Raw genomic sequence first — 26,677 nt, forward strand, 5'->3', positions numbered from 1 at the left:
GGCAGGACGCCGGGTTAGCCGCGCTGGGCCAAGGATGGCCCATCGCGGCGGCCCACGGATTCAAGCCGGAGTGAGGGCACACCGAGCCTAGGCGAGGTGCCGAGTGGTGGGGCGAAGACCTTTTGCTTACTTTTGGGTCTTTCCAAAAGTGAGCCGCTGTAAGAGCGGAACCATAAGTGACCGTTACCACAGCAATGGATATGTACTCCGACTCAAGCAATATAGCGCCTGACCCATAGCTTTCGCGAGCAAGTCGAATCGTCGCACCGCCGCTCCCACATTTGGACCGAGTGGCATCAGCCAGATATAGGTTGGCTGCAAGTGCGCCATCGCAGGCAAGCCAGCTCCCACACTTGAATCGCCTTGCGCCAAGCAAATGCCTCATCACAACGCACGCTAAAGAAGCACACGTTACATTTGTGCACACAGATCCCCCCTTCCCAAAAAATTGGTTCAGCTAGCCCCGAACCAATCACTCACCCCCTCCAACACCCCACGCCAATCACCCCATACGCTCACTGCCGCAGGCCCACCCCCCAGCAAAAGCAGATCACCCAGCAAGCGAACCAATTGCAATTGGCATCACGCTTGCAATCTCCCTTCCATCGCAGATCGTGGGTTCACCCCCCTCCCTGCTCCCATTTTCTGGCCAGTCACGAGAAACCATTATGGAAAGGTTCGAGACCGAAGCATCCCCCAACAAGTCCTCCAAAATGGCGCTGGACGTGCTGCGCCAGATGGTCGCCCAACACGCCTCCACCCCCCAGCGGGCACTGCCGACCGAGCGCGAACTCGCCGCCGAATTCGGCGCCAGCCGCCGGGCAATCCGGCATGCCCTCGCCGTACTCGAAGCCGAGGGACGCATCTGGCGGCGCCAGGGAAAAGGCACCTATGTCGGCCCGACCCCGCCCAGCGCCAGCATGACGTTTGCCAAAGTCGCCAGCCGAACCAATTTCAGCGAAGTCATGGAAGCCCGCCTGTACCTGGAGCCCGCACTCGCCTCCCTCGCCGCGATCCGCGCCAGTGGGGAACAAATGGCGATTCTGCGCCGCCTGGTCGAGCGCACCAGCTTTCAACAGGGCGTGGACGAAACCGACGCCGAATCCATCGAGCTCTGGGACAGCGCCCTGCACCGCGCCATCGCCGAAGCCTCCGGCAACCGCTTGATGCTGGACCTGTTCGAAATGCTCGATGCCATCCGCCTCGATCCGGTGTGGCGCGACCTGCGGCACCGGGCGCGCAGTAACGAGCGCCTCGAAATGTACAGCCACGACCACGACGACATTGTCAGCGCCATCGAAAGCCGCGACCCGGTCAAGGCCGCAACCGCCATGCGCGGTCACCTGCGCGCGCTGCAACAAGCCCTGGAAGCCGTTATCCAGCAAGACCTTGAGGCCAGCCTATGAAACCCGACTTTCCCCCGGTGCTGAGCATCGACAACCTGACCGTGCGCTTCCAGGGCGCACCGGCCAATGTGGTCGACGGCGTGTCGTTCGCGGTGCAGGCCGGAAAAACCCTGGCCATTGTCGGCGAGTCCGGCTGTGGCAAAAGCGTGACGTCGATGGCGCTGATGGGTCTGCTGCCCGACACCGCTACCGTTGAAGCCAGTACCTCAAGCCTGTTGGGCGAAGCCTTGTTGCAGATGTCCGACGAGCGCTTGCTGGACGTACGCGGCAATCGCATGGCGATGATCTTTCAAGAACCGATGACCTCGCTAAACCCGGTATTCACGATTGGCGACCAGATCGCCGAAAGCGTGGTGCGTCATCAGGGACTGTCTCAGAAGGACGCCAGGAAACGCGCGCTACAGATGCTCGAAAAGGTCCGCGTGCCCGACGCCGCGCAGCGTCTGGACGCCTATCCCCATGAGCTTTCAGGCGGAATGCGCCAGCGGGCAATGATTGCCATGGCCCTGGCCAACGACCCGAAGCTGATCATTGCCGACGAGCCCACCACGGCGCTGGACGTGACCATTCAAGCGCAAATCCTCGCGCTGGTAAGCACCCTGCAAGCCGAAACAGGCACATCGATGATCCTCATCACCCACGACCTCGGCGTAGTGGCCGAAGTCGCCGATGACGTGATGGTGATGTACGCCGGGCAGGTGGTTGAAAGCGGCTCGGTCAAAGCCCTGTTCGATGACCCGCAACACCCCTACACCATCGGCCTGATGGGCTCGATGCCGTCCATAGGCCCGCGTGAGGGGCGGTTGGCAACCATCAATGGACGCGTGCCAACGCCTGCCGAGATGCCAGGCGGTTGCCGATTCGCCGGGCGTTGCCCATTCGTCCTTGCCGCCTGTCGCGAAGCGCGACCGCCGTTGGTGGAGGTGTCCAGCGGGCATTTCGCCGCCTGCCTGCGCGTGCCACTGGAACAGCATTTGGGAGAGACCGCATGAAGCCCCTCGAACGCAATCCCGAACCGAGCGCCGAGCAACCGATCCTGCAAAGCGTCGCTGTCAGCAAACACTTCAACAGTGAAACCGGCCTGTTCCAGCGCAAAAAACCACCGGTGCAGGCGGTCAATCAGGTTTCACTCTCTGTGCGCAGAGGCGAAACCCTGGCACTGGTGGGCGAGTCGGGCTCCGGCAAATCCACCCTCGGGCGCCTGTTGCTGAACCTGCTCAACCCCACGGCCGGTGAGGTGATCTACGAGGGCGCCAACCTCGCCAGTCTGAAACCGGAAAAGCTGCGCCAGGCGCGCCGCGATCTGCAGATCATCTTTCAAGACCCGTTCGCCTCACTGAACCCGCGCATGAGCGTGGAATCGATCATCGGCGAACCGATCTGGCTGCACACCGACAACAGCCGCAGCGCACGGCAGGACAAGGTCGCCGAGCTGCTGCGCACCGTGGGCCTGGCCCCCGAACATGGCCGGCGTTTTCCCCATGAGTTTTCCGGCGGGCAGCGCCAGCGCATCGGCATCGCGCGGGCGCTGGCGTCCGAACCGCGGTTGATCCTCGGCGATGAACCGGTGTCGGCGCTGGACGTGTCGGTGCAGGCCCAAGTGGTCAACCTGCTCGAAGACCTCAAGCATCAATTTGGCCTGACCCTGGTCATCGTCGCCCATGGCCTAGCGGTGATCCGCCATATGAGCGACCGCGTGGCCGTGATGTACCTGGGCGAGATCGTCGAGCTGGCGCCGGTGGACGCGTTGTTCGAAACGCCACTGCACCCTTACACCCAAGCGCTGGTCGCCGCCGTGCCGGTCAGCCACCCCGACCTGCGCCACCCGCGCCAGGTGCTGGGAGGCGACATGCCGAGCCCGAGCAATCCGCCGTCGGGCTGCCGCTTCCATACCCGCTGCCCCCACGCCAAACCGCTGTGCCGTGACGTGAAGCCGGTGTTTGAAAGCATCGAGGCCGAGCGTCAGGTCGCCTGCCATTACTGGCGCGAAATTGCCAACGCCGGTGCAGATTCGCTGGCAGTGCCCACACCCAGCGCGGCCTACACCCGACGCCTGAGCCTGTTCAAAAGCCATCAAGCCCTATCTCTGGAGAGTCAGCCATGAAGTTCGCCCACCTTATGACGGGAACGCTGTTGCTACTCGCAGCCCATGCCGCTGTTGCCGAATCCACACTGCGCATCGGCATCCAGGATGACCCAGACGTGCTTGATCCGCACCGCTCGCGCACCTATTCAAGCCGGCTGGTCTACGCCGCGTTGTGTGACAAGCTGGTGGACATCAACCCGCACCTCGAATACGTGCCGCAACTGGCCACGGCCTGGAACTGGAGTGAGGACAACAAGACCCTGACCATGACCCTGCGCGACGGCGTGACCTTCCATGACGGCGAAACCTTCGATGCCGCCTCCGTGAAGTTCAACCTCGACCGCGCCCGCACCCTGCCCGACTCGCTGCGCAAAAGCGAATTGTCGTCGATCGACAGCGTCGACGTGATCGATGCCCATACGGTGGCGATCAAGGTCAAACAGCCGGACGCAACGCTGATCTCCCAACTGTCGGACCGCGCCGGGATGATGCTGGCGCCGAAGGCTTCGGCGGCCGAGGTCGGCGCCAAACCGGTCTGCTCCGGGCCGTACAAATTTGTGCAGCGCGTGCAGCAGGATCGCATCGTGCTGGAGCGCTTCGATAACTACTGGAACAAGCAGGCGTACCACTTCGACAAAGTGATTTTCCTGCCCATCCCCGATACTTCGGTGCGCCTGGCCAACCTGCGCTCCGGCGACCTGCAGATGATCGAGCGTGTCGCGCCCACCGACGTGAAAACCGCCAAGGCCGACAGCAAGCTGCAAGTCTTCAACACCCCGGGCCTGGGCTACATGCAGCTGATGTACAACACCAATAATGGCGAGCGCGCCAAGACGCCGATGGGCCAGGACAAACGCGTGCGCAAAGCCTTTGAACTGGCGATCGACCGCGACGCGATCAACCAGGTGGTCTTCGAAGGCCTGTACGCCCCCGGCGCCCAGCCCTTCCCCATGAGCAGCCCGTATTACGACAAGAGCCTGCCGATTCCGGCGCGCGATGTGGAGCAAAGCAAAAAGCTGCTGGCTGAAGCGGGCGTCAAGTTGCCGCTGGTGGTTGAACTGAAAGTCGCCAACAACCCTATCGCGCAGCAAGTGGGCCAGATCATCCAGGCGATGGCCGACGAAGCCGGATTCAAGGTCAATCTGGTCGCCACCGAGTACGCCACGCTGCTCAGCGAGCAACAGTCGGGCAACTTTCAGGTCGGCATGAGCGCCTGGTCGGGCCGCCCGGACCCTGACGGTGACATCTATCAGTTCGTTGCCTGCAAGGGCGGCCAGAACGACGGCCACTTCTGTGACCCGAAACTCGATGCGCTGCTCGACAAGGCCCGCACGGTCAACGACCTGGCGCAACGTCAGGCCCTGTACTTCGAAGCCCTGCGCCTGCTTGCTGACGATGTGCCCGCCAGCTACCTGTATTTCGACCCGCGAATCATCGCCATGCGCAGCGACATCAGCGGCTTCGTGCCAAACCCGGACGGGCTGATCCGTCTGGAAAACGTCGTCATCAAGTGATGTGTTTGCACACCCCGACACTCTTTGAGGGTTCGTCATGCTGATCTATATCGTCAGGCGTTTGCTCAGCGCCATTCCCACGCTGATTCTGGTCTCGCTGTTCGTGTTCACCCTGCAAAAACTGCTTCCGGGTGACCCGGTGCTGGCCATGGCCGGCGAAGAGCGTGACCCGGCGGTGATGGAGTACCTGCGGGAAAAATATCGCCTCAACGACCCACTGCCGGTGCAATACATCCATTGGGTGGGCAACGTCCTGCAAGGTGACTTCGGCACCTCGCTGCGTACCGAACAGCCGGTGACCACGCTGGTGGCCTCCAAGCTGCCGGTGACCCTCGAACTGTCAGTGCTGGCGTTGATCATCGCGCTGCTGATCGGCATCCCCACCGGGGTGATTTCTGCTGTACGCAAAGGCACCGCCGTGGACTACGGCGCCAACATCGTGGCCTTGTCCGGGATCTCGATTCCGCACTTCTGGCTGGGGTTGCTGCTGATCATGATTTTCGCAGTAAAGCTGCAGTGGCTGCCGGCGTCGGGCTTTGTACCGTTGAGTGATGATGTCCTGCAAAACCTTAAAACCCTGATTTTGCCGGCCTTCGTGCTCGGCGCCGGGTTGTCCGGCGTGCTGATGCGCCATACCCGCAGCGCCATGCTCGAAGTACTGCGCGCCGACTATGTGCGCACCGCAAGGGCCAAGGGCTTGTTCCCGCGCACGGTGATTCTCAAGCATGCCCTGCGCAATGCGCTGATGCCCATCGTCACGCTCACCACGCTGTTGTTTGGCGAACTGTTGGGCGGCGCGGTGCTGACCGAGCAAGTGTTCAGCATTCCCGGCTTCGGCAAGATGATCGTCGATGCCGTGTTCAACCGCGACTACGCCGTGGTGCAAGGCGTGGTGCTGTGCGTCGCCATCGGTTTCCTGTTGTTGAACCTGTTGGCCGACGTGCTCTACCGCCTGATCAACCCACGCTTGAGGACGGCTTGATGACCGCTATCGCTTCGGCTGCTGCGCCTGTTGGCGACCGCGTATTGAAACCGCGCACTCGCTCGCCATTCGTACATAAATTCCTCGCCAACAAGGGCGCGGTGATCGGCGCGACGGTGCTGCTGGTGTTTATCGCCGCCGCCCTGCTCGCCCCGTGGATCGCACCGTATGACCCGCTCAAGGCCAACTTCCTCGCGGTGCGCAAGGCGCCGTCGATGCTGTATTGGCTGGGCACCGACGAACTCGGCCGCGACCTGTTCTCACGGCTGCTGTGGGGCGCGCGCAGCTCGCTGGTGGCGGGCGGAGTATCGGTGGCGATTGCCATGGCCATCGGCGTGCCGCTGGGGCTGATCGCCGGGTACTTCGGCGGCAAACTGGACGCAATGATTTCGCGGGTCGTGGATGCACTGCTGTCCTGCCCGTTTCTGGTGTTGGCCATCGCCTTGGGCGCTTTTCTGGGCCCAAGCCTGACCAACGCGATGATCGCCATCGGGCTCTCGGCGATGCCGATTTTTTCCCGCCTCACACGCGGCCAGGTGCTGGCCATTCGTCACGAGGATTACCTGGAAGGTGCGCGCGCCATTGGTTTGCCGGACCGCTGGATCATCCTGCGCTACGTGCTGCCGAACGTGATGTCGCCACTGGTGGTGCAAGCCACGCTGACCATCGCGTCGGCCATCCTCGCCGAAGCCAGTTTGTCGTTCCTGGGCCTGGGCCAGCAACCGCCCTCGCCGTCCTGGGGCTCGATGCTCAATACCGCCAAAAACTTTATGGAGCAGGCACCGTGGATGTCGATCGCGCCGGGTGTGGCGATCTACATCACCGTCCTGTGTTTCAACCTGTTGGGGGACGGTTTACGTGACGCCCTGGACCCCAAACATTAACTACTGCCGAAAGAGAGCCACGCATGTTTGATGATCTGGATTACAGCCAACCCTACCCGTCCGCACGCTCGCCCGTGATGGGCAACAACATGGTCGCCTGCTCGCAGCCGCTGGCTGCGCAGGCCGGGCTGGAGATGCTGCGCAAGGGCGGCAACGCCGTCGACGCCGCCATCGCTGCGGCCATGGTGCTGACGGTGGTCGAACCCACCGGTTGCGGCATCGGCAGCGACGCGTTTGCCATTGTCTGGGACGGCAAAAAGCTGCAGGGCCTGAACGCTTCCGGCCGTTCGCCCCAGGGCTGGACAGCTGATCATTTCGCTGGCCAAGCGCAAATGCCCCAGCGCGGTTGGGGCTCGGTAACCGTGCCGGGGGCGGTATCGGCCTGGGTCGCGTTGTCTGAGCGCTACGGGAAGTTGCCCTTTGCCACGCTGGCCGAACCTGCGATTGCCCATGCGCAAAACGGTTATCAGGTCACGCCCATCATTGCCGAGTTGTGGCGCCTGGGGGCCGAGAAACTGAAGGATCAACCGGGTTTTGCCGAGTGTTTTTTACCCGGCGGTAAAGCACCGACAGCCGGCGAAAAAATCCAGCTGAAGGACCACGCAACCACCCTCAAAAGCATCGCCGCCACCAAGGGCGAGTCGTTCTACCGTGGCGAACTGGCACACGCCATCATTGCCCATGCCAAGGCCAACGGCAGTGTGATGAGCCTTGATGACCTGGCCGCGCACCACGTCGACTGGACCGAAACCCTCTCGGTGCCCTACGCCGGCGCTGTCGTCCACGAACTGCCGCCCAACGGCCAGGGCATCGCCACGCTGGCCGGGCTGAGCATGCTTGAAGCACTCGGTGTCGGTGAGCATCCGGTAGACAGCCCCGAAACGCTGCACCCGGTGCTGGAAGCGATGAAACTGGCGCTGGCCGACCTGCAGCATTACGTGACTGACAGCGACCATATGCGCCTTGATCCCCAACGCTTGCTCGATCCCGCGTACTTGCGCGAACGCGCCGCGCAGGTCAATGAGCACGCCGCTGACCCGGGCCACGGCTCACCCAAAGCCGGCGGGACGGTGTGTTTATCGGCGGCAGACGAAAGCGGCATGATGGTGTCGTTCATCCAGTCCAACTACATGGGTTTCGGCTCGGGCGTGGTGGTGCCGGGCACCGGTATCAGCCTGCAAAACCGTGGGGCGGCGTTCACGCTTGACCCTGAACATGCCAACGCCGTTGCGCCGGGCAAGCGGCCCTTTCACACCATCATTCCGGGTTTTGTGATGAATGCCGACGGTACGCCGTTGATGGCGTTCGGCTTGATGGGCGGGCCGATGCAGGCACAAGGGCATTTGCAGATGATGATGCGCATCCTGCGCTACAAGCAGAACCCGCAAGCCGCCGCCAATGCACCGCGCTGGCGGATCGAGGCCGGCCTGCAGGTGGCGGTGGAGCGTGCATTCGATCAGCACGTGGCGCAGGCACTGCGCGACAAAGGCCACACCATCGACTTTGAGGACCCCAACGGCGTGTTCGCCTTTGGTGGCGCACAGATCATCCAGCGCACCCGGCATGGTTATGTGGGCGGGACTGACCCGCGTAAAGACGGATTGATTGCCGCTTACTGACACACGTCCCAGGCCTGAGCACTGTCGATCGACAGCGTTCAGGCTGCTCTTTCTCTTTTACCTTCCCCCATCGCGGAAAATTCCTCACCTCCCTGCCTCCTCCTCTGGCATCCACCCATTGAAGGCCGCCGTATGGTGGCTGCGTTTTAGGAAAGTTCCCACAACCAGGTCACTTGACCCCGGGTGCGTGGGCCACCAAACTATACGCAGGCTACGTACAGAACATGGATGCTCTATTTATCGAACTGCCGGCCTTCGAGCGGCATCGCAAGGATTATCTGAGTGACGAGCTGTTCCACGGGTTTCAACAGGAATTGATGAAAAACCCGGAAGCAGGCGACGTGATTGAAGGAACAGGCGGGCTGCGGAAGGTTCGCTTCGTCGATGAGCGACGAAACAAAGGCAAGCGCGGTGGCCTGCGGGTCATTTACTACTGGTGGTCGGGCGGCACGCAATTCTGGTTGTTCACCCTGTACGGCAAGCACGAACAGGATGACCTGACGCCGCGCCACAAGACCGCCCTTAAACACCTGCTGGACAGGGAAATCAAAGCGAGAACACACCATGAAACGTGAAATCTTTTCTGAACTGGTCGAAGGCTTCGACGCCCTGGCGGACGAACGCCAAGGCAAAATCACCCTGCGGACCCACAAGGTTCACCTCAACAAACTGGAGCCGCTCACCGCCGAAGAAGTGGTTGCGGTGCGCCAGCAACTCAACCTCTCCCGGTCAGTGTTCGCCATGTACCTGCGCACCAATACGCGCACCCTGGAAAACTGGGAACAAGGCCGGGCCAAGCCCAATGCGCAGGCCGTCACCTTGATTCGTCTGGTGGCGCGGTTCCCGGAGACTGTTGCGCAACTGGCAGCCTTGGGCTGAAAAACAATGCCCTGTGGCGAGCCCGCTCGCCACAACAAGCCGCTCAGCACAAAAAGCTCACTTACAACACAAGCAACTCAGTATCGCCCGCCGAGCATATCGGCAAAGGTTTCAACATCGGGCAACCCCGCGCCCACCCAGATCGACGGTGCCACACGCGGCGAGCCTTCGGTCCAGAACAGTGAGTGCCCGGCCAGCCCCAGCGCATCAATCTGTGCGTTCAATTGCGGCATGCCGTCGCCGATGCGCTCGGGGTCCGGCAAATCCAGCCAACGCGCAGGGGCAGCACCGCCGCTGGAGTAGCTCGCAGGGGTCCAGCATCCGGGCAATGGCAGCGCCAACAGCGCCTCGTCGAACACTTCAAGGGAAAACCCTTCAGTCAATGTCGACAAGGCCAGCCGCTCCAATTGGGAATACCAGAGCACATCACGCTCCAGCCGTGCCAGCAACGGCACATCCTCCCCCGCCGTGGCGAGGGTCAGCGGAAAGTAGCGCCCGACGCGGTCCACGCTGGGGATCATCACCCCCGCCCACCCCTGCTCACCGCACACACCTGCCGCCAGTGCGAAATGCCAGATCGGGCTACACAAATACACATCAAGCCACTGCTCAGCCAGACGCTCACGACTGCACTGCAAACCCGCCTGCATCCATCCATCCCAGGGACTCAAAAATGTCGCAGGCAACCGCCGACTGACAAAATCCCCATGGCTGATCACCTTGCCGAAAAATCCATTCATGGCAGATCCTTAAAAGGTGCTGGGGCAATGAAATGATTCGGAGCCGTCACGCCGGAACGGGTTGATCACACTGCTGGCGCGCAACAGGTAAACCACGCGGTGACCTTCCACGCTGAAGGTCAGTTGCAACTGCTCGCCCTGAGGGCTCACAGAGCCTTTGTCCATCATGCGTAACCAGCCCCACGGGCCGTCGCTGCGCAACGGGCTGACCAACGACGGCGTTGCGTCCAGCCGCACAAGCCCGCCGGATTTGCCACTGGGCAGGGAAATGCCGGTGAAGTCCGGCACCGTACCGGCGTCATACACCACCGGTTGACCGTCGATCTCCAGAGTGACTTTGGTCAGCGCCGGGTCGGCACTCAGAGTTTTCAGATCAAAGCGCATCGACGGCTGGCGCGCACCGGCGACAAAAAACATGTCGCGCAGTTTGGCGCCACGCTGGAACTGGTTGAGCACGTCCTGGGAAATATTCAGCGGCGTCACGCCCGTGGAGCGCCAGCGCCATTGGTTGCCACTCATGTCGACATAAGGCGCGAGGTTCTTGCTGAAAAAGTCGTCCATCAAGCCGCCCGGGCCGAAGAACTTGCCGAAGTCATCGGCGGTGGCGTCGCGGCCGGAACTGCGTACCAGCGGGTAACGCCCGTCAATCGCAACCCGGCAGAACGGTGCGCCGGTGGCTTCCCACAACGCATTCAAACGGGCCTTTTCATTGCCCAGGGTCAGCGCACTGCCGCCGGCTTCCACATCACGCAGCAGCGATGACAACGGCGCCGGCTGCGTATCGCCGGAGCGCTTCAAACGCCCCAACACTTCGTTGGACGGCGCCGGTGCAGCGCTGCGACGGGCGGCGTCGGCGCTGTCGAAAAACTGCCCGGCGTCTTTCAATGACGCCAGTACTTCGTCCAGCGGCTGCGGGCCACTGCCGGTACCCACAAGGCGATGCAGCGCGGCGAAATGCTGGTCGACCGGGTTGGCCGAAGCATCCGCCACCGGCGCCGGGCTGTCGCCGCCCAGCGCCGATTGCAGTTTCTGGGTGGCCGCGGCGATCTTGTCGCGCACGCGCTGGTCGGTGTCCTTGCCTGTCGCCGAGGTCAGGGCGCCGTCCAGCGTGGTTTCCCTGGACACTGCTTGCAGCAAGGCGCGCAACGGCGAATCGGTGGCTGCCAGTGCATTGGTCACCAGTGATGCCTGGCCCAGGCTGGTCAGCGGTGACAGGTGCACGTCCGCCAGAAAGGTGTCCCACTGACGGATGTAGTCGGCGTAATACAACTCCAGCACCGCCGCCTGCATGGCCGGGTTGCCACCGGCAATCTGCGCCGACTCCTGGCGGTCCAGCACCCAGCTGTCCTTGGCCATGTCAGCCACGGCCTGCGGGGTCTTGTCGGTCAACTCACGGTAACCGGCGATGCGATACAAGCCGCTGACCCCACGGGACAACGGCTCACCGCTGGCGCGGGTAAACAGTGACGACACGTCCCGCCCCACCGCGCTGTTCACGCTCAACTCCGGCAAATGCTGCTGGTCCACTTGGCGTTTGACGCGGTTATAAATGCGCTGTGACAACGGCATGCTCGCCAGCGCCAGACGCACCTTGGCGACCAATGCCGTGTCGAGTTGCACCGGCTCGGCCTCGTCATCCGCCTCGAGCAGCGCCGCGACGTGGTCCGACAGCTGCTGCAACTGCGCCGGCGTGGCCTGGGGCAGTTCGCGGCGCCAATCCACATCAACCCAGGCCTGCACCGAGGCGGCGTCGAAGTACTGGCGCTCGCCCAACATCAGGTAGGCACGCAGGGTTTCGTAAAGGAACTCCTGATTGCTCGCATCGCCACGGCGCAGCGCGTTTTCCATGTTGGCGACGATGTGCGGCAGCAACGTGCTGCGCAGCAGGCGGCGATACAGCGTGACCGCGCCGGCACCGAGCTTGTTGCCCTGGTACAGGCCCATGCGGCTAAGCAACGGCACACTGTTGTCGCCGTCGCTGTAGCCGCTGGGCAAGGTCCGCGCGGCGTTAAGCAGCGGCAAGGTCACCAGCACGTCGCCTTCGGCGGGCAGCGCCTTGGCCAATTGCGCGACGTTAGCGGCGGCGCTCGACGCATCGGCGATCAGTTGCAGGTTGCGGTTGTAGCTGATGGTCATCGCCGCCAGCAGCAATACGAACACCGCCGCTGCCGTAATCCGCCCGGCCCGCCCTAGCAAACGCCGACGCCGCTCTTCCTGATGATTGACCCCGGCCAGTCCGGCCTCTTTAAAAATGACTTCACGCAGCAACCGCGTAATGAAGTAGCTGCGCCCGCTGGCCACATTCGGCGCCAGCACCTTGCGACCCAAGCCAAACGAAGCCGCCAGCGACGTCAGCACGCGATCAATCGGGCTGCCTTCCTGGGTGCCGCTGGTGAAATACACGCCGCGCAGCAAGGCCGGTTCCTGATAACGATTGGCTTCAAATACGGTATTGAGGAAACGCGTGAGGCCATCGCCCAGGCTGGCGAACTGCTGCGGAAAGCTGTAGAGCAAGGCACGGCGCGACAGATCGCGCTCCTGTTGCAAACGCTCCAGCACGCGGCGTTGCAGCTGACGCTCGAGGGCATCGAACTCGCCCGGAAAAGACGCCAGCCCGGTATCCGGCTGAGGTGGCTGCGGCAGCGGGAACGTCACACCCCACACTTGCGCGCGCTCGTCGCGACCAAAGTTCTCGAAGAACTCCGAAAAACCTGCCAGTAAATCGCACTTGGTGATGACCACATACACCGGAAAACGCAGGCCCAGGCGCTCATACAGCTCATTGATGCGCGCTCGAATCGCCACGGCCTGAGCCTGGCGCTGGGCTTCGGTCTGTTGCAACAGGTCGCTGACGCTCAGTGCGACGATCACGCCGTTGACCGGACGTTGGCGGCGGTGTTTTTTCAGCAGGTCAAGAAAGCCGCCCCAGGCGGCGCGGTCCACTTCGGTGTAACTGTCCTGGGTGGTGTAGCGCCCGGCGGTGTCGAGCAATACCGCCTCGTCGGTGAACCACCAGTCGCAATGCCGCGTGCCGCCCACACCGCCGATGGCGCCGCTGCCCATGGCTTCACGCAGAGGAAACTGCAGGCCGGAATGGGTCAGCGCGGTGGTCTTGCCGCTGCCCGGCGCGCCGACAAACATGTACCACGGCAGCTGATACAGGTACTGCCCGCTCATCTTCCAGCCGGGGTTGGCCTTGCGCAGCACGGCCATGGCCGAGCGCATGCGCTCGCCCAGTTCGGCCACTTCCGCCTGGGTTTCGCGCACGCCGGGCGCCACCACGGGCGCTTCGGCCACGCCTGCCATCAGCCCACGGTTGGCGCGCCAGGCACGCCACAGGCGCCAGGCAAAATACCCGACCCAAATCAGCACAAACAGCGCGATCAACCCCCAACGCCGCGACTCCGGCGCCAGCGGCTCGCTGCCGTTGAACGCCAGCAACGGGCCTTCGTACCACACCAGCAGCGACAGCAGCGCCACGCCGATCAGCGACAGCAACCACGGCTTGAGCAGCCACAGAATAAAGCGCTCCACCGGGGACCATAACAATGAGAAAAAAGAAGAGAAATTCATGGTTATTGCGCCTGGGAAGGGATCAACACGGTGATATCGACGCGGCGGTTACGCGCGCGATTCGCCGCTGAATCGTTGGGCACCAGCGGCTCGGTTTCGCCACGGCCCTCGCTGCGATAGCGTTCGGCTGGCCCGGCGCGCTGCGCCAGCAAACGCGCAACCGTCTTGGCACGCGCCTGGGACAAGTCGAAGTTGGAGCCCAGCCGCGAGGTCGCCGATGGCCGCACGTTGTCGGTATGCCCGACCACCACCACATTCCCCGGCACCGTGGCCAGGGCGTCGCCAATGCGTGCAAGCAAACCATCAAAGTTGCTCGACACCTCGGCACTGCCGGACGCAAACACGCCGTCACCGCGCAGGGTAATCACCGAGCGATCGGCGCTGTCCTTGACCACAACCAGGCCCTGCGCCACTTCCGGCGCAAGAAAGCCCGACAGACGCACCGGCGCAGGTTCTGCCGGTGCTGCCACTTTGAGCGGCGATGCCACGCGGATTGAGCCGAGCTGGGCAAACACCGGGTCGGACGCGCGGTTGAGCAACCAGCTGTAGGTCAACTGCACGCTCAACAGCAGCACCGCCGCCACCGACGCCAGCACCCACAACGGCACACGCCGCAGCATCGAGGCCTGCGGTGCCTCGGCCCCACGCCAGCGTGGCGAGAGGTCCTGTTCCTGATTGCCGCGCTGCTGGTTGATCAGTTGCAGCAGGCGTTCGCGCAGCAGGCCCAACTGATCGAGGCCGCGATCCAGTACGCGATAACGCCCTTCCAGGCCCAACGCCATGCACAGGTACATCAATTCCAGTACGTCGATATGGGTGCGCAGGTCCTGGCTCAGACGCTGCAGGATCATGAAGAATTTTTCGCCGCCCCACGCCTCGTTGTGGAACGTCACCAACAGGCTGCGACTGCCCCATACACCGGCGCCCCACGGCGTGCTGGCGATGGTTTCATCGACCAACGTACACAGCGCGTAACGCGCGGCGGCGACGGTTTCCACGTCGATTTGGCTGGCGCGGGCCTGAGCCTCGAACGCCTGAACCGCCTGGATCAAACGCTGACGCAGGCTTTCCATATCCGGCATCGCCGTCAGGGTGCGCAGGGGTACCACCAGGTCGAGCAACGGGTTGGCCGCGCGCACCAGCGGGTTGAGGCCCTTGCCGTGCAACACCAGCGCCGCACGCTGCACATCGCCAGCCGGTGCACTCGCCGGCATTGCCCGGCGCCCGCCAGGCGTGGGGATCAGCAAGGTACGGTCAGGGTCCTGGCCGCCATCAAAAGTGTCGTTCACGTCAGTCACCTTGCCTTAGTTCCGAATAGCCCAGAACTGCATGTCCAGCCCCGGGAACACCCCGGCGATATGCATGGCAAAGCCGGCCGACTGGCTGAGCAATTGCCAATATTCGCTGCTGCGATCCAGTTCGAAATAGGTAAAACCGGCGTGGAACGGCAACTGCCGTGGCGCCACCGGCAACGGGCGCAAGCCGATGCCCGGCAGTTGCAGGTTGACCAGGTCGCGGATCTTCTCCACCGAACCGATCTTCACCTGCGGCGGGAAGCCGCTGCGCACGCTTTCGGCGGACATTTGCGCCTGCACGGCGAGGATGAACGTCGCCGAACGCAGCAGTTCCTGATCGGGCAACACCGCCACGCGAATCCCGTATTGGCGCTCTTCCAGCGGGATGGCGATGGCGCGCACATCCATCACCGCCGACAGGGCGCGGCGCAGGTCGAGCATCACCGGGGCGAAGGTTTCCGCCAAGGCACCGTGGCGATACACCGGGTAGCTGGCGGCGCGTTTGTCGTCGCGGGTAAAGGTCGCCAGTTCACCGGCCAGCGACGCGAGGTCGCGGTACAGCTGCTCGGGGTGCAAACCGGTCATTGCTGACAAATGCCGCACCAGCGGCACGCTGCGGTTAAGCACTTGCAACAGCAGAAAGTCGGCGATTTCCGCCGCACCGCTGCCGTCCGGACGGGTCAGGCGTGAGGCCAGCGCTTCGACCCGTTGCTGCACCAGGCCGAGCAATTCATCGTTGAATGCGCGCAGGCGCTCGGCGGCGCGAATATCCAGGCACGGCGGGCAGTAGTCGCGGTCGAGCACCACGCTTTTATCCGCGCGTTTTTCCACCACATGGGCGATGCCCAGCACGGTATGGGTGTCGGCCACATCGCCCTCGAATGCCAGGCGCAGGCGCAGTTTGCCGATGCTCATCAGCGCGCTGCTGTCCAGGCCATTGCTGTCCCAGGCTTCGTATTCGCTGCTGCGATGGCGGGCAAAATTTTCAAAGCTGGGGTTGTCGTCGACCTCGGACACACCGGGGCGCAGGCTCGGCAATGCCAGCACCACTTTCAGGTCACGGGCGTCGTCGGGAATCTCCAGCGGCAGCGGCATTTCATCGTCGAACGGCAAGCCCACGGGCGTGCCGTCAGGCAGTACGCCGCTGTATGAAAGCAGCGACAGCTTGCCCATCGCCAGCTGCTGCGGGTCAATTTCCAGCCTGGAAAAGCCCCAGCCGTAGGCGCGCAAGGTGGCGACCCGCGCTTCCAGTTGGGTGTGCAGGAAGCGGTCGTGCTGCTGCAGGTGCTGAGGCTGCAACAGCATGCCTTCGGACCAGACTACTTTGTTATTCCAGGACATAAATTCTTCTCAAAAGTGGGCGAATGCTGTGGCGAGCGGGCTTGCCCGCGCTGGGCTGCGCAGCAGCCCCCTACTCCCTCATCCGCGCCACCTGCTCCTCATAAGCCTTGGAAAACAGCTCCCCAAACAACCGCTGCAAATCCTCATCCGCATCCCGCGCCAGGTCTTCATAGCGCTCCACCAAACGGTCCCACAGACGGGCCTTGCGCCGTGCCGGCATCCACTTGTCGAGCGCGCCGTGGGTGGTGCGGCGCTGCTCGACCCGCGCCGGGTCAAAACGCTGCACCACCGCCCCCAAGGCCGCGCGCATGCCGGCGATCACCGCCAATTCGTGAGCCTTGAGGTCATCGAAGGACGCATTCATCGCCTTGACCGGGCGCATATAGGCCGGTGAATCGCCGTTGAGCATCTGGGTCAGGGCGCTGTCGGTGTCGGGGAAGAACTTGAGCGGGTTGTTGGAATAGGCACCGATCATGGTCATGTCGATATGGCTTTCGCGCTTGGTCAACGCACGGGCCATGAGCACATCCATGGTGCCGCCGGTGGCGGCGCGGAGCATTTCGCCGACCAGCTGGGCGAGTTCGGTGGGGGTGCGGGAGGTGTGGAGGTCGGGCAGGCCGAGGCCCTGGAGCAGGGCCTTGAGCACAGCATCGGCCGGCTCTTCTGTGGGAGCGGCGGTGCGACGATTCGACTTGCCCGCGATGGCCTCAGGAGCAATGATTTTTTCCGGAATCACCTCAATCTCAGAGGCCGCCATCGCGGGCAAGCCCGCTCCCACATTGGGTTCCGGGATAACTGCGGGTTGGGTGGATAGCCCAAGGAGCGGGTCATAGTCATCCGGAATCACCAGCGGCTCCGCCTGCCAGATCGGCGGGTTGAATGCCTGCATCTGCGGTGCTACGTGGTCACTCTCGGTGCCACGAAACACTGGCGTCAGCGACGGGTTCAAACCCAGCGGATCGGACAACGGCATCGCCCCATCAAACAGTGAATTACCCTCCAGAATCCGCGCGCCTGCCAGGTCGTCGTGCAACACCACCGGCACGACCACTTCCGGGTCGCGCAACAGTGGCTGCGGCACCTCTAACGGCGGCAATGGCGCCGCCACCGGTGGCGGTGGTGGTACAAACAGCGGCGGCAGAATCCGCGTGGCCAGGGCGTCGTCTTCAGGTTCCGGCGCCAGCGGTTGCTCCAGGCGCACTTCAAGTGCGTAGTCGCCGATCACCAGGCGATCGCCCTCCTCCAGCGCGCGCTCGCGGCCATTACCCAACGGCCGCTCGTTGACCAGGCTGGGGTTGCTGCCGGTGTCGGTGATGAAAAACTGTTCGCCGCGCAGCTCAATCCGCGCATGCACCCGGGAGATGTATTTGCCCGGGTCGTCCAGGGTCAGGTCGTTGTCCGGCCCGCGACCAATGGAACCGCCGACCTCGGTAAAGCGGCAGATCACATCGCCGGGCATCGGTTGGTCACGGTAGCTTTTAACCAGCAGGATCAGGTTCATAGCGGGCTCCAGAAAAAGTTACTTGCCATCGTCGGCTTCCTTTGGCGGCAGCGGCGTGCCGGCAGGTCCGGTGGCGGCCGTCAGGGCCAGGGCTTGCGCCGCCGAGGCGGCTTCGGGCAGTGGCAGCGGGATGATCGAGGCCACGATCATGGCCGGGGTGAGGGTCAGGAATGTCGAGCCGACCTTGAGCGTGATGGTCGCCCCCGCCTCGATCACCACGTTCATGCCGCCCTTGATGTAGGTGTCGATGCCGGCGGTGATGCCGGTTTTCAGGCCACCGTTGATGATCATGTTGGCGCCGGCCGCCATCGACACATCGCCCGTGGCTTTTTCATTGCGATGGCCGCCCACCGACGAATGCCGATCGCCACCGACTTTCTCGCGCAGGTCTTTGTCGACCTTGGAGTGGCGGTCACCGCCAACCCAGTCCAGCGAGTCCTTGAGTACGCGCTGGTCGAGGTTTTTCTGGGCGTGCAGGAACACCTGCTCCGAGCCTTTCTTGTCTTCGAAACGCAGCTCGTTATAGCCACCGCCACCTTTGGACGAATTGCTTTTGAGGGTCGAGCGCGTGGCATTTTCCGGCAGTGAATACGGTGGCATGGTGTCGGCGTTGTACACACTGCCGGTCACAATAGGCTGGTCGGGGTCACCTTCAAGAAAGCTGACCACCACCTCCTGGCCGATACGCGGGGTATAGAGCGCGCCCCAACGCTTGCCGGCCCAGCTCTGCGCCACGCGAATCCAGCACGAACTGTTTTCGTCGCGCTTGCCCTCGCGGTCCCAGTGGAACTGCACCTTGATGCGGCCGTATTTGTCGGTCCAGATTTCTTCACCCTGCTTGCCCACCACCATGGCGGTCTGCGGGCCCTGCATCAGCGGCTTGCGCGACACACACGGCGCGCGGAATTGTTGTTGGCGCGACAGCGCAACAAACTCGCAACTGAGTACCGGTGCGGGTTCGGCCGGCGGGGTGGGCTCATAAGTGTCGGACGACAGCGAGTAACGCGCTTCCAGCAACAGGAACTGCGCGTTCTGCTCGCTGCGCGGGTGTTCGGTCAAGGTCAGTAACGCGCCGGGAAACAAGCCACGCGCGCGGGTGGCGCCGGTGACGCGCTGGGTGCCGGTATGCAGGGATTCAATCAGCGTGCGCGCGTAGTTTTCACCGCTTTTGCGCTCGATGTACTTGCCCGGGTAGTCGTACCGCTCATGCCGCGACTGCGGGTAGCTGCCGGCCAGGGTGGATTTGGCCAGCAGGTTGGCGGTGGGTTTTTCGAAGTCGAAATCCTGCAGAGTGTAGCCGCCCGGCTCCACATCGCCGCCCATGCGCCAGTCGTAGATCACTTCGCTTTCGCGCATTGCGTGGTCTTCGGCCGGCATGAAGCGAATTTGCGCATAGCCCGGCGCCGGTGAATGGGCGCCGTAAGAGTCCGCCAGCACCAGGGTGTGACGCCCGGCGGCGCTCTTGAAGTAGTAGTAGATGCCCTCCTGCTCCATCAGGCGGCTGACGAAATTGAAATCGCTCTCGCGATACTGCACGCAGTAGGTCAATGGTTTGTAACTGGCACTCAGGCCCGAAGTGTCGACATCGGCGATGCTGTAGGGCGCAAACACCTGCTTGAGGATGTCCGGCACGCTGAGTTCCTGGAAGATCCGGCAGTCGCTGGCCAGTGTCAAAAACCACAGCCACGGCCGCAGCACGGCTTTGTAAGTGCAGTAACGCCCCTGCCGCGTGCTGAACGAAAAGTGGCTGACATGCCCGCTGAAATAGCGGCTGCCGCCCTTGGGCAAGTCAACCGCCACGGTCATTTGCGTGGCCAGCAGGTCGTCGATTTTCAGGTCAGCGCGCTCGCTGTACAGCTCCAGGTGGTATTCGCTGAGCTGCGACAGACCCTCGCTGGCCTGCATACGCCGAAACAGCAGCACATCGGTGCCGAGTACGCTGGTCACTTGTATTTCGCGGTGCTGTTGAAGAGTCGCCATCGTTGTTGTTCTACCTGCAAGGCAAATGGAAAATGCTGTCCAGGCCGTCCGAGCTACGCGCGATCAGTCCGCTCACCTGGACAGAACAGTCAGGCGAGCGGATTTATTCCACAGAAGGGTTTATCGACCTCGTGACGTGAGGGTGTTAGTGCGCCTCAAACCCGTACGTAAACTCACCGCCCTCAACGCCCACCTGCACCTGGGTCGCCGGCGTACCCAGCAGCAAGCGGTTGAGAAACTCGGTGCTGATTGCCGGCAACATCGAGTTGGTCAGGATCGCGTCGATCATCCGCCCGCCGCTTTCAAGCTCCGTGCAGCGGCTGGCGATCAGGTGCACCACCTCGTCGCTGTAGGTGAACGGGATCTTGTGGTTATCGGCGATGCGTTTTTCGATACGCCCCAGTTGCAGGCGAATGATGCTGCCGAGCATGGCGTCGCTGAGCGGGTAATACGGGATCACCACCAGGCGCCCGAGCAAGGCTGGCGGGAACACTTCCAGCAGCGGCTCGCGCAGCGCCTTGGCAATATCGTCCGGTGCGGGCATGGTCTGCGGGTCACGGCACAGGCGGCTGATCAGCTGGGTGCCGGCGTTGGTGGTGAGCAGGATCAGGGTATTCTTGAAGTCGATGATCCGGCCTTCACCGTCTTCCATCCAGCCCTTGTCGAACACCTGAAAAAACAGCTCGTGCACATCCGGGTGGGCCTTCTCCACTTCGTCCAGCAGCACCACGCTGTAAGGCTTGCGTCGCACCGCTTCGGTGAGCACCCCGCCTTCGCCATACCCCACGTAGCCGGGTGGCGCGCCCTTCAAGGTGGAGACGGTATGCGCCTCCTGGTACTCGCTCATGTTGATGGTGATGACGTTCTGTTCGCCGCCATACAGCGACTCGGCCAGCGCCAATGCCGTCTCGGTCTTGCCCACGCCGGAGGTGCCCGCGAGCATAAACACACCCACCGGTTTGCCGGGGTTGTCGAGCCCGGCGCGGGAGGTCTGGATGCGCCGCGCGATCATCTCCAGCGCGTGGTTCTGGCCGATGATGCGCTGGCCCAGACGGTCGGCCAGGCGCAGCACGTTTTCGATTTCATTCTTGACCATGCGGCCCACCGGGATGCCGGTCCAGTCCTGCACCACCGAGGCGACGGCCTGTTCGTCGACACTGATCAGCACCAGCGGGTGTTCGCCCTGCTGCGCCACAAGTTCGTCCTGCAACTGGCGCAGCTCGACCAGCCCGGCTTCGCGGTCGCTGGAATCGGCCAACTGGCTGCGCAAACGCTGAATCTGCTCCACCAGTGCGAGCTCGTTGTCCCAGCGCCCTTCGACGTCATCCAGACGTTCACGCTCGGCTGCCAGCAAGGTTTCTACCGACACACGACGGCTGGCGGTTTCTACGCCAATGGCGGTTTCGCGCTCGATAATCGCCAGCTCGGTTTCCAGGGACTCAATGCGCCGACGGCTGTCGTCCACCTCGGCTGGCGTAGCGTGCAAGCTGATGGCGACGCGGGCGCAGGCTGTATCAATCAGGCTGACCGCCTTGTCCGGCAACTGGCGCGCCGGAATATAGCGGTTGGACAAGCGCACCGCCGCCTCCAGCGCAGCATCGAGGATGTGCACCTGGTGGTGGTTCTGCATGGTTTCGGCAATGCCGCGCAGCATCAGCAAAGCCCGGGCTTCGTCGGGTTCGTCGACCTGCACGGTCTGGAAACGCCGGGTTAGCGCGGGGTCTTTTTCGATGTGTTTTTTGTACTCGGCAAAGGTGGTCGCGCCCACCGTGCGCAAGGTGCCACGCGCCAGCGCAGGCTTGAGCAGGTTGGCCGCATCACCAGTGCCGGCGGCACCACCCGCGCCGACCAGGGTGTGGGTTTCATCGATAAACAGCACGATCGGTTTGACGCTGGCCTGCACTTCATCAATCACCGAGCGCAGGCGTTGTTCGAACTCGCCCTTCATGCTCGCACCGGCCTGCAACAGGCCGACGTCAAGGGCCAGCAACTGCACATCTTTCAGGCTGGGCGGCACGTCGCCACGGGCAATGCGCTGGGCGAAACCTTCAACCACGGCGGTTTTGCCGACGCCCGCCTCGCCCACCAGAATCGGATTGTTCTGGCGGCGGCGCATGAGGATGTCGATCACCTGACGGATCTCTTCGTCGCGGCCGACGATAGGGTCCATCTTGCTGCTGCGCGCCTGCTCGGTGAGGTCCACCGTGAAGCGTTTGAGGGCTTCCTGCTTGCCCATCGCCGCCGGAGCCAGGGCACCTGCGTCCTCGCCGGGCACCTGGAAGCCATCGCTGGCGGTCATCTGCGCTTCCGGGGAATCGTTGAGCAACGCGCCAAACTGCTCGCTCAAGTCGTCGATGCCGACCTTGTTGAACTCGCGGGACACGCCATACAAGCCATTGCGCAGGCTCGGGGTTTTCAGCAACGCCAGCAGTAAATGGCCGGAGCGTACCTGGGATTCACCGAGCATCAGGGTCGCGTAGACCCAGGCGCGTTCGACGGCTTCTTCCACTTGCGAAGACAGGTCGGTGACCGATGTCGAGCCGCGCGGCAAACGGTCGAGCGCCGCGGTCAAGTCGCGGGCCAATACCGCCGGGTCGATGCCGTAATGGCGGATCAGCCGCAGCAGGTCCGAATCGGTCAGTTGCAGGATCTGCTGCAACCAGTGCACCAACTCCACATAGGGGTTGCCGCGCATCTTGCAGAACACGGTACTGCTTTCGATGGCCCGGTAGCACAGGCTGTTGAGTTTGCCGAAAAGCGCGACGCGACTGATATCAGCCATGGGCAGGTCCTTGAGAAGAAATGCGAGGGTTGATCAGCAATTGCCGATCATCGTTTTCAGGGGCTTTGCTGCTCAGCCAACTGGTCCAGCCCAATGGCGCGGAACCGAGCCGCAAGCCGGGCAGTTGGTCTTTTTTAACGATCAGGTTGACGTCCCAGTCCATCGCCAGGCCGACGTACTGGCGCACCCAGTCCTGCACGCGTTGCAGGCTGTCGCCGCCGGGCAACAGGCGACGGGTTTGCGCGAGGTCCAGCGGGCCGATCAACAAGCGAAATTTGTGCTGGGTGTTCCAGACTTTCTTGCCCATCACGGTGGTCTGGCCCAGCACGGCGGCATCAGGGCCGCTGCGCAAGGCGCACAGGCCATCGGCGGGCAAGGTCATCCAGTGGCCGACAAACTGTTCGACCTGCACCGGCACGCCGAGGTAGTCGGTGAGCAGCGCCGCCAACCCCTCGGCATTGCGCGTCTGCGGCCCGAGGCGCCCGGCAAAGTGCAGCTTGGCCACGTCCGGCACCGCGTTGCGATTGAGCAAGGACGACTGGCCGATGCCAATCAACGAGCCAAGGTATTGCGCAAAGCGATCCGCCCCCGGCCGGTCCAGGCTCACCGCAGGCTGGGCACTGGCCCACGCGCGGTAGAACAGGCTGATCATGCGGTGGTGGAACACGTCGCAGAACGCTGCCAGCGTCGGGTCGTTCAGGTTACGCTGGCGGTCGCGGATGTATTCGGTGAGGTGAATCGGCAGCGGGCCATTGGCACCCATCAGGCCGAAGAAATTCAGCAGCAGCTTGGGTGTAACGCCTGGTTTGAGCGCGGCGATCATCGCCGGCTCGAACGCCAATGACGGCTGCTGGCCGAAACGCACGGCTTCATCCGCCGGGCGCGCGGCCTGGCCGATGCGCGGCAACTGCGGGAAGGCGCACTCCAGCTGACGCAATGCGCCATAGAAATCAAAGCGCCCGGGATGCGCTTCCAGTTCGCTGAGCAGACTCAGAGGATCTCGCATCTGCCCACCCGCGCCGGCCACTGCATGATCACGCCGCGCGCCGTGCTTTTGATCAGCGTTTCGGTGAAAGAATTGAGCGACACGTACTTGGCGAAAAACTGCTCCAGCACCGAGCCCAGCACAAACACCCCGGCGCCTTCAAAGGCCGATTCGTCCAGGGTCACGCTGATCTGCAAGCCACGCCCGTAGGTGATCGGCCCCGGCAGCGGCAGGCGCCGCACAATGCTTTCGGCGCTGACCGAACGCAGGCCTTGAATCTGCTTGTGCGCGGCTTCGTCGTCGATGCGGCAATACAGGCGCAGCAGGTCGCGCAACGCGCTGGCGCCCTGCTCCTTGTCCTGGTCCAGCAGCGACAAATAGTTGAGTGACAAATGGCTGACCAGCCGCCACGCCGTCTCGCCCTCGGCAAACGACGGCGCGGGTACGGTTGGCCCCGCCACGCAGCGCACCGACTGCACCGGGGCGCCGGACTCGACCGTGAAATCGGTCCGGCCGCTGCCCACCGGCATGCTCAATACCAAGTCGCGGTTGCTGCACAGCGTGTCGATGCCCAACTGGCGCAAGTCACTGCGGTGCGGGGCTTCCTGGGCGTCTACCAAAGACAAAAACAATTCGCTGCCGATGTAGCTGGAGCGCGGGCCCTGGCGCCGTTGCTGTTCGGAAAGCACCCGCGCATCGCGGCGCACCTGGTAAAAGGCGTTGGGCGGCGTGCGCGCATGCAAGTCATTGGCACGGTAAAACGATTCAAACGTCTGGCTGGCCTCGGCGCCGCTGCCGTAGCCGGTGACGCCTTCAATCTGGTAGATCTCGTAATCCATCGGCCGCGTGCGGTCAGGGATCACGTGGTATTCCGATTGCTGGTCCGAGAGGTGCACGCGCTCGGTGCGCATCGGAAACAGGTTGATTGCCGGCGTGCAATACAGCCCGAAGTTGGCCGCGCTGAGGCTCTGTTCCAGCACCGGGTCAAGTTTCTTGAACAACACGATGATGTCCAGTTGTTCGGCGGCGCAGCGGCTCACGCTGTTTGCCAACCCCGCTACGTCGGCAAACATGAAGCGCTGGGGCATGGCGAAGTATTCCTGCAACAGCCGATAGCCCTGGAACGAACGCGAACCGCTGGGCAGCAAGGCTTCGCTGTCGCTGTAGCCAACGCTTCGAATCGCGCTTTTGGGCAGGAACTGGTGCCAGTCCACATGCTCTTGCACCGGCATCACCAACACACCCGCCGCTTGGGCCAGCAGTTGTTCGAGGATGCGCGAGGGCATGGCTTCGCCGCCACGAATATGCAGCGGCAGGTTGTCGAGCGCCAGGTCGCTGAAGGTCAGCCCGGCGCCAACGCGTAATCGCAGGCGCAGCGCCGCCTTGACCCCGCCGAGGCGTGACAGGTCGACGCCAGCGACTTGTGCGCCACAGGCAAAATAGCGCGCCTCCACCAGCTCGACCGGCCACAGGGTCACGTCGTGGGCCGTGCGAAATTCGCAGGCGGTCTGATCGCCCTTGCCGAGTTGGCTGTGCAGTGCGGTGTTGCGGGCCACCTTGAAACCGGCGGCGAGGCTGCCTTCGCTCATGTCCGGCTGCAACTGCACCACCGCCATCGATGGCGTGGGCGCGAGGTATTGCGGGTAAACCAGTTCGAGCAGGTGGTTGGTAAAACGCGGAAATTCAGCGTCGATTTTCAGCTGCACCCGCGCCGCCAGAAAGCTGAACCCCTCCAGCAGCCGTTCCACATAAGGGTCGGCGCAGGCGTAGGTTTCCAGCCCCAGGCGACCGGCGACTTTGGGGTAATCGCGGGCGAATTCACCGCCGACTTCGCGCAGGTGAGCCAGTTCACGTTCGTAATAGCGCAGCAGTTTGGCGTTCACCGCACGTCCCTTGTCTCGATATCGAAGACCCTGGCCTCGCCTGCTTCCAGGTCGAGTTCGGTCTTCAGGTACAGGCGCTCGGGCAACGGTTGGCCCCAGAGTTCACCATGAATTTCAAAAGCCATCTGGTTAGGGCTGGCCGCATTGCCTGCAGGGGCAACCGGCACCACCCGGACGCTGTCACGTAAAATCCGCGGTTCGAAATCCCAGATCGCCTGGCGGATGCGCCGCGCAAGCTCTTCACGGTCCAGACCCGCGGCGGTCTTGCCGGCAAGGTCCGGCAAACCAAAATTGATGACCGATTGCCCGGCCAAAGGATGAGCACTGAGGTCGCGAAAGCTGCCCAGGCTGGTGCTGTTGAGCAGCCACCCCAGGTCACGCAACACCGCCTTGCGCAGGCCGCGCATCGACAAAACACGTTTGTCGCGCGGCTCCACGGCGTGTTCGGTGTCGTCATCGCTCAGGCGATCGAGCAAGGACGGTTGCAAGCGTTCGCGACTGGTGAGCTCAGCCATAAAATCAGCACTCCATCATGTTGCGGTGAGCAGGCTTGCTGTGGCGAGCGGGCTTGCCCCGCGTTGGGCTGCGAAGCGGCCCCAATAAGGCCACCGCGCACTTCCAGACAGATTGCGGTGGCAGGTTTGGGGCTGCTGCGCAGCCCAACGCGGGGCAAGCCCGCTCGCCACAAAAGTCCCGGTTGCCACCCGCCACACCAAGCCAGGCCAGAATCAGATCTTCTGGTTCTTCTCCAGGTCCCACTTCTTCGGCGTGCCAGTGATCACGGTGTCGCCGGTGAAGGAGTCGTACTCGTAGCTGATGGTGGTGAAGTTGATGGAGAAGGTTTCGCTCGGGCGCTCGCCGTTACTGCTGGCGGAGTAGGAGCTGATGATCGCTTCGCCAAGGATCAGCTTGAGGAACACCTGTTGCTTCTTGTCCGGGCCGCCGGTCTGGATGAAGTGGATTTCGGCATCGCCCAGGCTCTTGCCGCACACGGCTTGCATGAACAGGTCCGCCGAGGCCAGGTCGGTGGCCTTGGTCATCGAGATTTCCGAGAACGACGGGTTGCTGGTGTCGCGGTCAGTACCCCCACCGCTGATGGAAATGGCACGGCCAACGCCCATCTGGATCGCGTCGATGGTGATCCAGTCCTTGTGCGCGTCGACGGTGGAAGTGCCCTTGATTTGGGTGCCTTTGAAGTTAAGCAGGATCATGGTCGTTACCTTTCAG

20 protein-coding genes are annotated in these 26,677 nt (G+C 63.0%); 9 read left to right on the plus strand and 11 right to left on the minus strand.

The annotated features are described in order from the left end of the window. The first annotated feature begins 668 nt into the window (after positions 1–668). From BFW87_RS29905 to BFW87_RS29945, 9 genes are all read left to right on the plus strand, one after another. A complete protein-coding gene (locus tag BFW87_RS29905) occupies positions 669–1,406 on the plus strand; it encodes a FadR/GntR family transcriptional regulator (protein WP_078743313.1) in 738 nt (245 codons plus the stop codon). Continuing rightward, on the plus strand, positions 1,403–2,398 hold the full coding sequence (locus tag BFW87_RS29910) for an ABC transporter ATP-binding protein (RefSeq protein WP_078743314.1): 996 nt from the start codon (positions 1,403–1,405) through the stop codon (positions 2,396–2,398). Before BFW87_RS29905 ends, BFW87_RS29910 begins: the two co-directional genes overlap by 4 nt. Beyond that, positions 2,395–3,510, plus strand: a complete 1,116-nt coding sequence (locus BFW87_RS29915; RefSeq protein ID WP_078743315.1) for an ABC transporter ATP-binding protein — start codon at positions 2,395–2,397, stop codon at positions 3,508–3,510. Before BFW87_RS29910 ends, BFW87_RS29915 begins: the two co-directional genes overlap by 4 nt. Then, positions 3,507–5,006, plus strand: a complete 1,500-nt coding sequence (locus BFW87_RS29920) for an ABC transporter substrate-binding protein (protein ID WP_078743316.1) — start codon at positions 3,507–3,509, stop codon at positions 5,004–5,006. Before BFW87_RS29915 ends, BFW87_RS29920 begins: the two co-directional genes overlap by 4 nt. Before the next feature lie 37 nt (positions 5,007–5,043). Continuing rightward, positions 5,044–5,988 (plus strand): ABC transporter permease, encoded by a 945-nt coding sequence (locus BFW87_RS29925; RefSeq protein ID WP_078743317.1) that lies wholly within the window; start codon positions 5,044–5,046, stop codon positions 5,986–5,988. Next, on the plus strand, positions 5,988–6,872 hold the full coding sequence (locus BFW87_RS29930; RefSeq protein ID WP_078743318.1) for an ABC transporter permease: 885 nt from the start codon (positions 5,988–5,990) through the stop codon (positions 6,870–6,872). Before BFW87_RS29925 ends, BFW87_RS29930 begins: the two co-directional genes overlap by 1 nt. A gap of 23 nt (positions 6,873–6,895) precedes the next feature. Beyond that, the gene (locus tag BFW87_RS29935) at positions 6,896–8,491 is read left to right on the plus strand and encodes a gamma-glutamyltransferase family protein (protein ID WP_078743319.1); all 1,596 of its coding nucleotides are present in this window, start codon (positions 6,896–6,898) and stop codon (positions 8,489–8,491) included. A gap of 224 nt (positions 8,492–8,715) precedes the next feature. Further along, a complete protein-coding gene (locus BFW87_RS29940) occupies positions 8,716–9,066 on the plus strand; it encodes a toxin (protein ID WP_078743320.1) in 351 nt (116 codons plus the stop codon). Further along, complete coding sequence (locus tag BFW87_RS29945) at positions 9,056–9,370, plus strand: helix-turn-helix domain-containing protein (RefSeq protein ID WP_078743321.1); 315 nt, start codon at positions 9,056–9,058, stop codon at positions 9,368–9,370. The genes BFW87_RS29940 and BFW87_RS29945 overlap by 11 nt, the downstream gene beginning before the upstream one ends. Positions 9,371–9,447: 77 nt before the next feature. Here BFW87_RS29945 and tagF read toward each other — a convergent pair whose 3' ends face one another. The 11 genes from tagF to BFW87_RS30000 all read right to left on the minus strand — a co-directional run bounded on the left by tagF (position 9,448) and on the right by BFW87_RS30000 (position 26,661). Continuing rightward, the gene (gene tagF, locus BFW87_RS29950; RefSeq protein ID WP_078743322.1) at positions 9,448–10,110 is read right to left on the minus strand and encodes a type VI secretion system-associated protein TagF; all 663 of its coding nucleotides are present in this window, start codon (positions 10,108–10,110) and stop codon (positions 9,448–9,450) included. A gap of 9 nt (positions 10,111–10,119) precedes the next feature. Further along, the gene (tssM, locus tag BFW87_RS29955) at positions 10,120–13,683 is read right to left on the minus strand and encodes a type VI secretion system membrane subunit TssM (RefSeq protein ID WP_078743323.1); all 3,564 of its coding nucleotides are present in this window, start codon (positions 13,681–13,683) and stop codon (positions 10,120–10,122) included. A gap of 2 nt (positions 13,684–13,685) precedes the next feature. Then, complete coding sequence (gene icmH / locus BFW87_RS29960; protein WP_078743324.1) at positions 13,686–14,972, minus strand: type IVB secretion system protein IcmH/DotU; 1,287 nt, start codon at positions 14,970–14,972, stop codon at positions 13,686–13,688. 15 nt (positions 14,973–14,987) lie between these two features. Further along, positions 14,988–16,319: a type VI secretion system baseplate subunit TssK gene (gene tssK / locus BFW87_RS29965; RefSeq protein WP_078743325.1), complete on the minus strand. Its 1,332-nt coding sequence runs from the start codon at positions 16,317–16,319 to the stop codon at positions 14,988–14,990. Positions 16,320–16,389: 70 nt separating this feature from the next. Next, the gene (gene tagH / locus BFW87_RS29970) at positions 16,390–17,820 is read right to left on the minus strand and encodes a type VI secretion system-associated FHA domain protein TagH (RefSeq protein WP_078743326.1); all 1,431 of its coding nucleotides are present in this window, start codon (positions 17,818–17,820) and stop codon (positions 16,390–16,392) included. A gap of 18 nt (positions 17,821–17,838) precedes the next feature. After that, positions 17,839–19,800 (minus strand): type VI secretion system Vgr family protein, encoded by a 1,962-nt coding sequence (locus tag BFW87_RS29975; RefSeq protein WP_078743327.1) that lies wholly within the window; start codon positions 19,798–19,800, stop codon positions 17,839–17,841. Between the two features lie 145 nt (positions 19,801–19,945). After that, entirely contained in the window at positions 19,946–22,582 is a 2,637-nt protein-coding gene (tssH, locus tag BFW87_RS29980) for a type VI secretion system ATPase TssH (protein ID WP_078743328.1), read from the minus strand. Further along, positions 22,575–23,588 (minus strand): type VI secretion system baseplate subunit TssG, encoded by a 1,014-nt coding sequence (tssG, locus tag BFW87_RS29985; RefSeq protein WP_254865974.1) that lies wholly within the window; start codon positions 23,586–23,588, stop codon positions 22,575–22,577. The genes tssH and tssG overlap by 8 nt, the downstream gene beginning before the upstream one ends. Next, positions 23,573–25,450 (minus strand): type VI secretion system baseplate subunit TssF, encoded by a 1,878-nt coding sequence (gene tssF, locus BFW87_RS29990; RefSeq protein ID WP_078743330.1) that lies wholly within the window; start codon positions 25,448–25,450, stop codon positions 23,573–23,575. The genes tssG and tssF overlap by 16 nt, the downstream gene beginning before the upstream one ends. Further along, on the minus strand, positions 25,447–25,965 hold the full coding sequence (gene tssE, locus BFW87_RS29995; RefSeq protein ID WP_078743331.1) for a type VI secretion system baseplate subunit TssE: 519 nt from the start codon (positions 25,963–25,965) through the stop codon (positions 25,447–25,449). Before tssE ends, tssF begins: the two co-directional genes overlap by 4 nt. 213 nt (positions 25,966–26,178) lie before the next feature. Beyond that, positions 26,179–26,661: a type VI secretion system tube protein Hcp gene (locus tag BFW87_RS30000; protein WP_078743332.1), complete on the minus strand. Its 483-nt coding sequence runs from the start codon at positions 26,659–26,661 to the stop codon at positions 26,179–26,181. Between the last annotated feature and the right edge of the window lie 16 nt (positions 26,662–26,677).

The sequence above is a fragment of the Pseudomonas fluorescens genome, assembly GCF_002022275.1.
GTDB classification, from domain to species: Bacteria; Pseudomonadota; Gammaproteobacteria; order Pseudomonadales; family Pseudomonadaceae; genus Aquipseudomonas; species Aquipseudomonas fluorescens_AJ.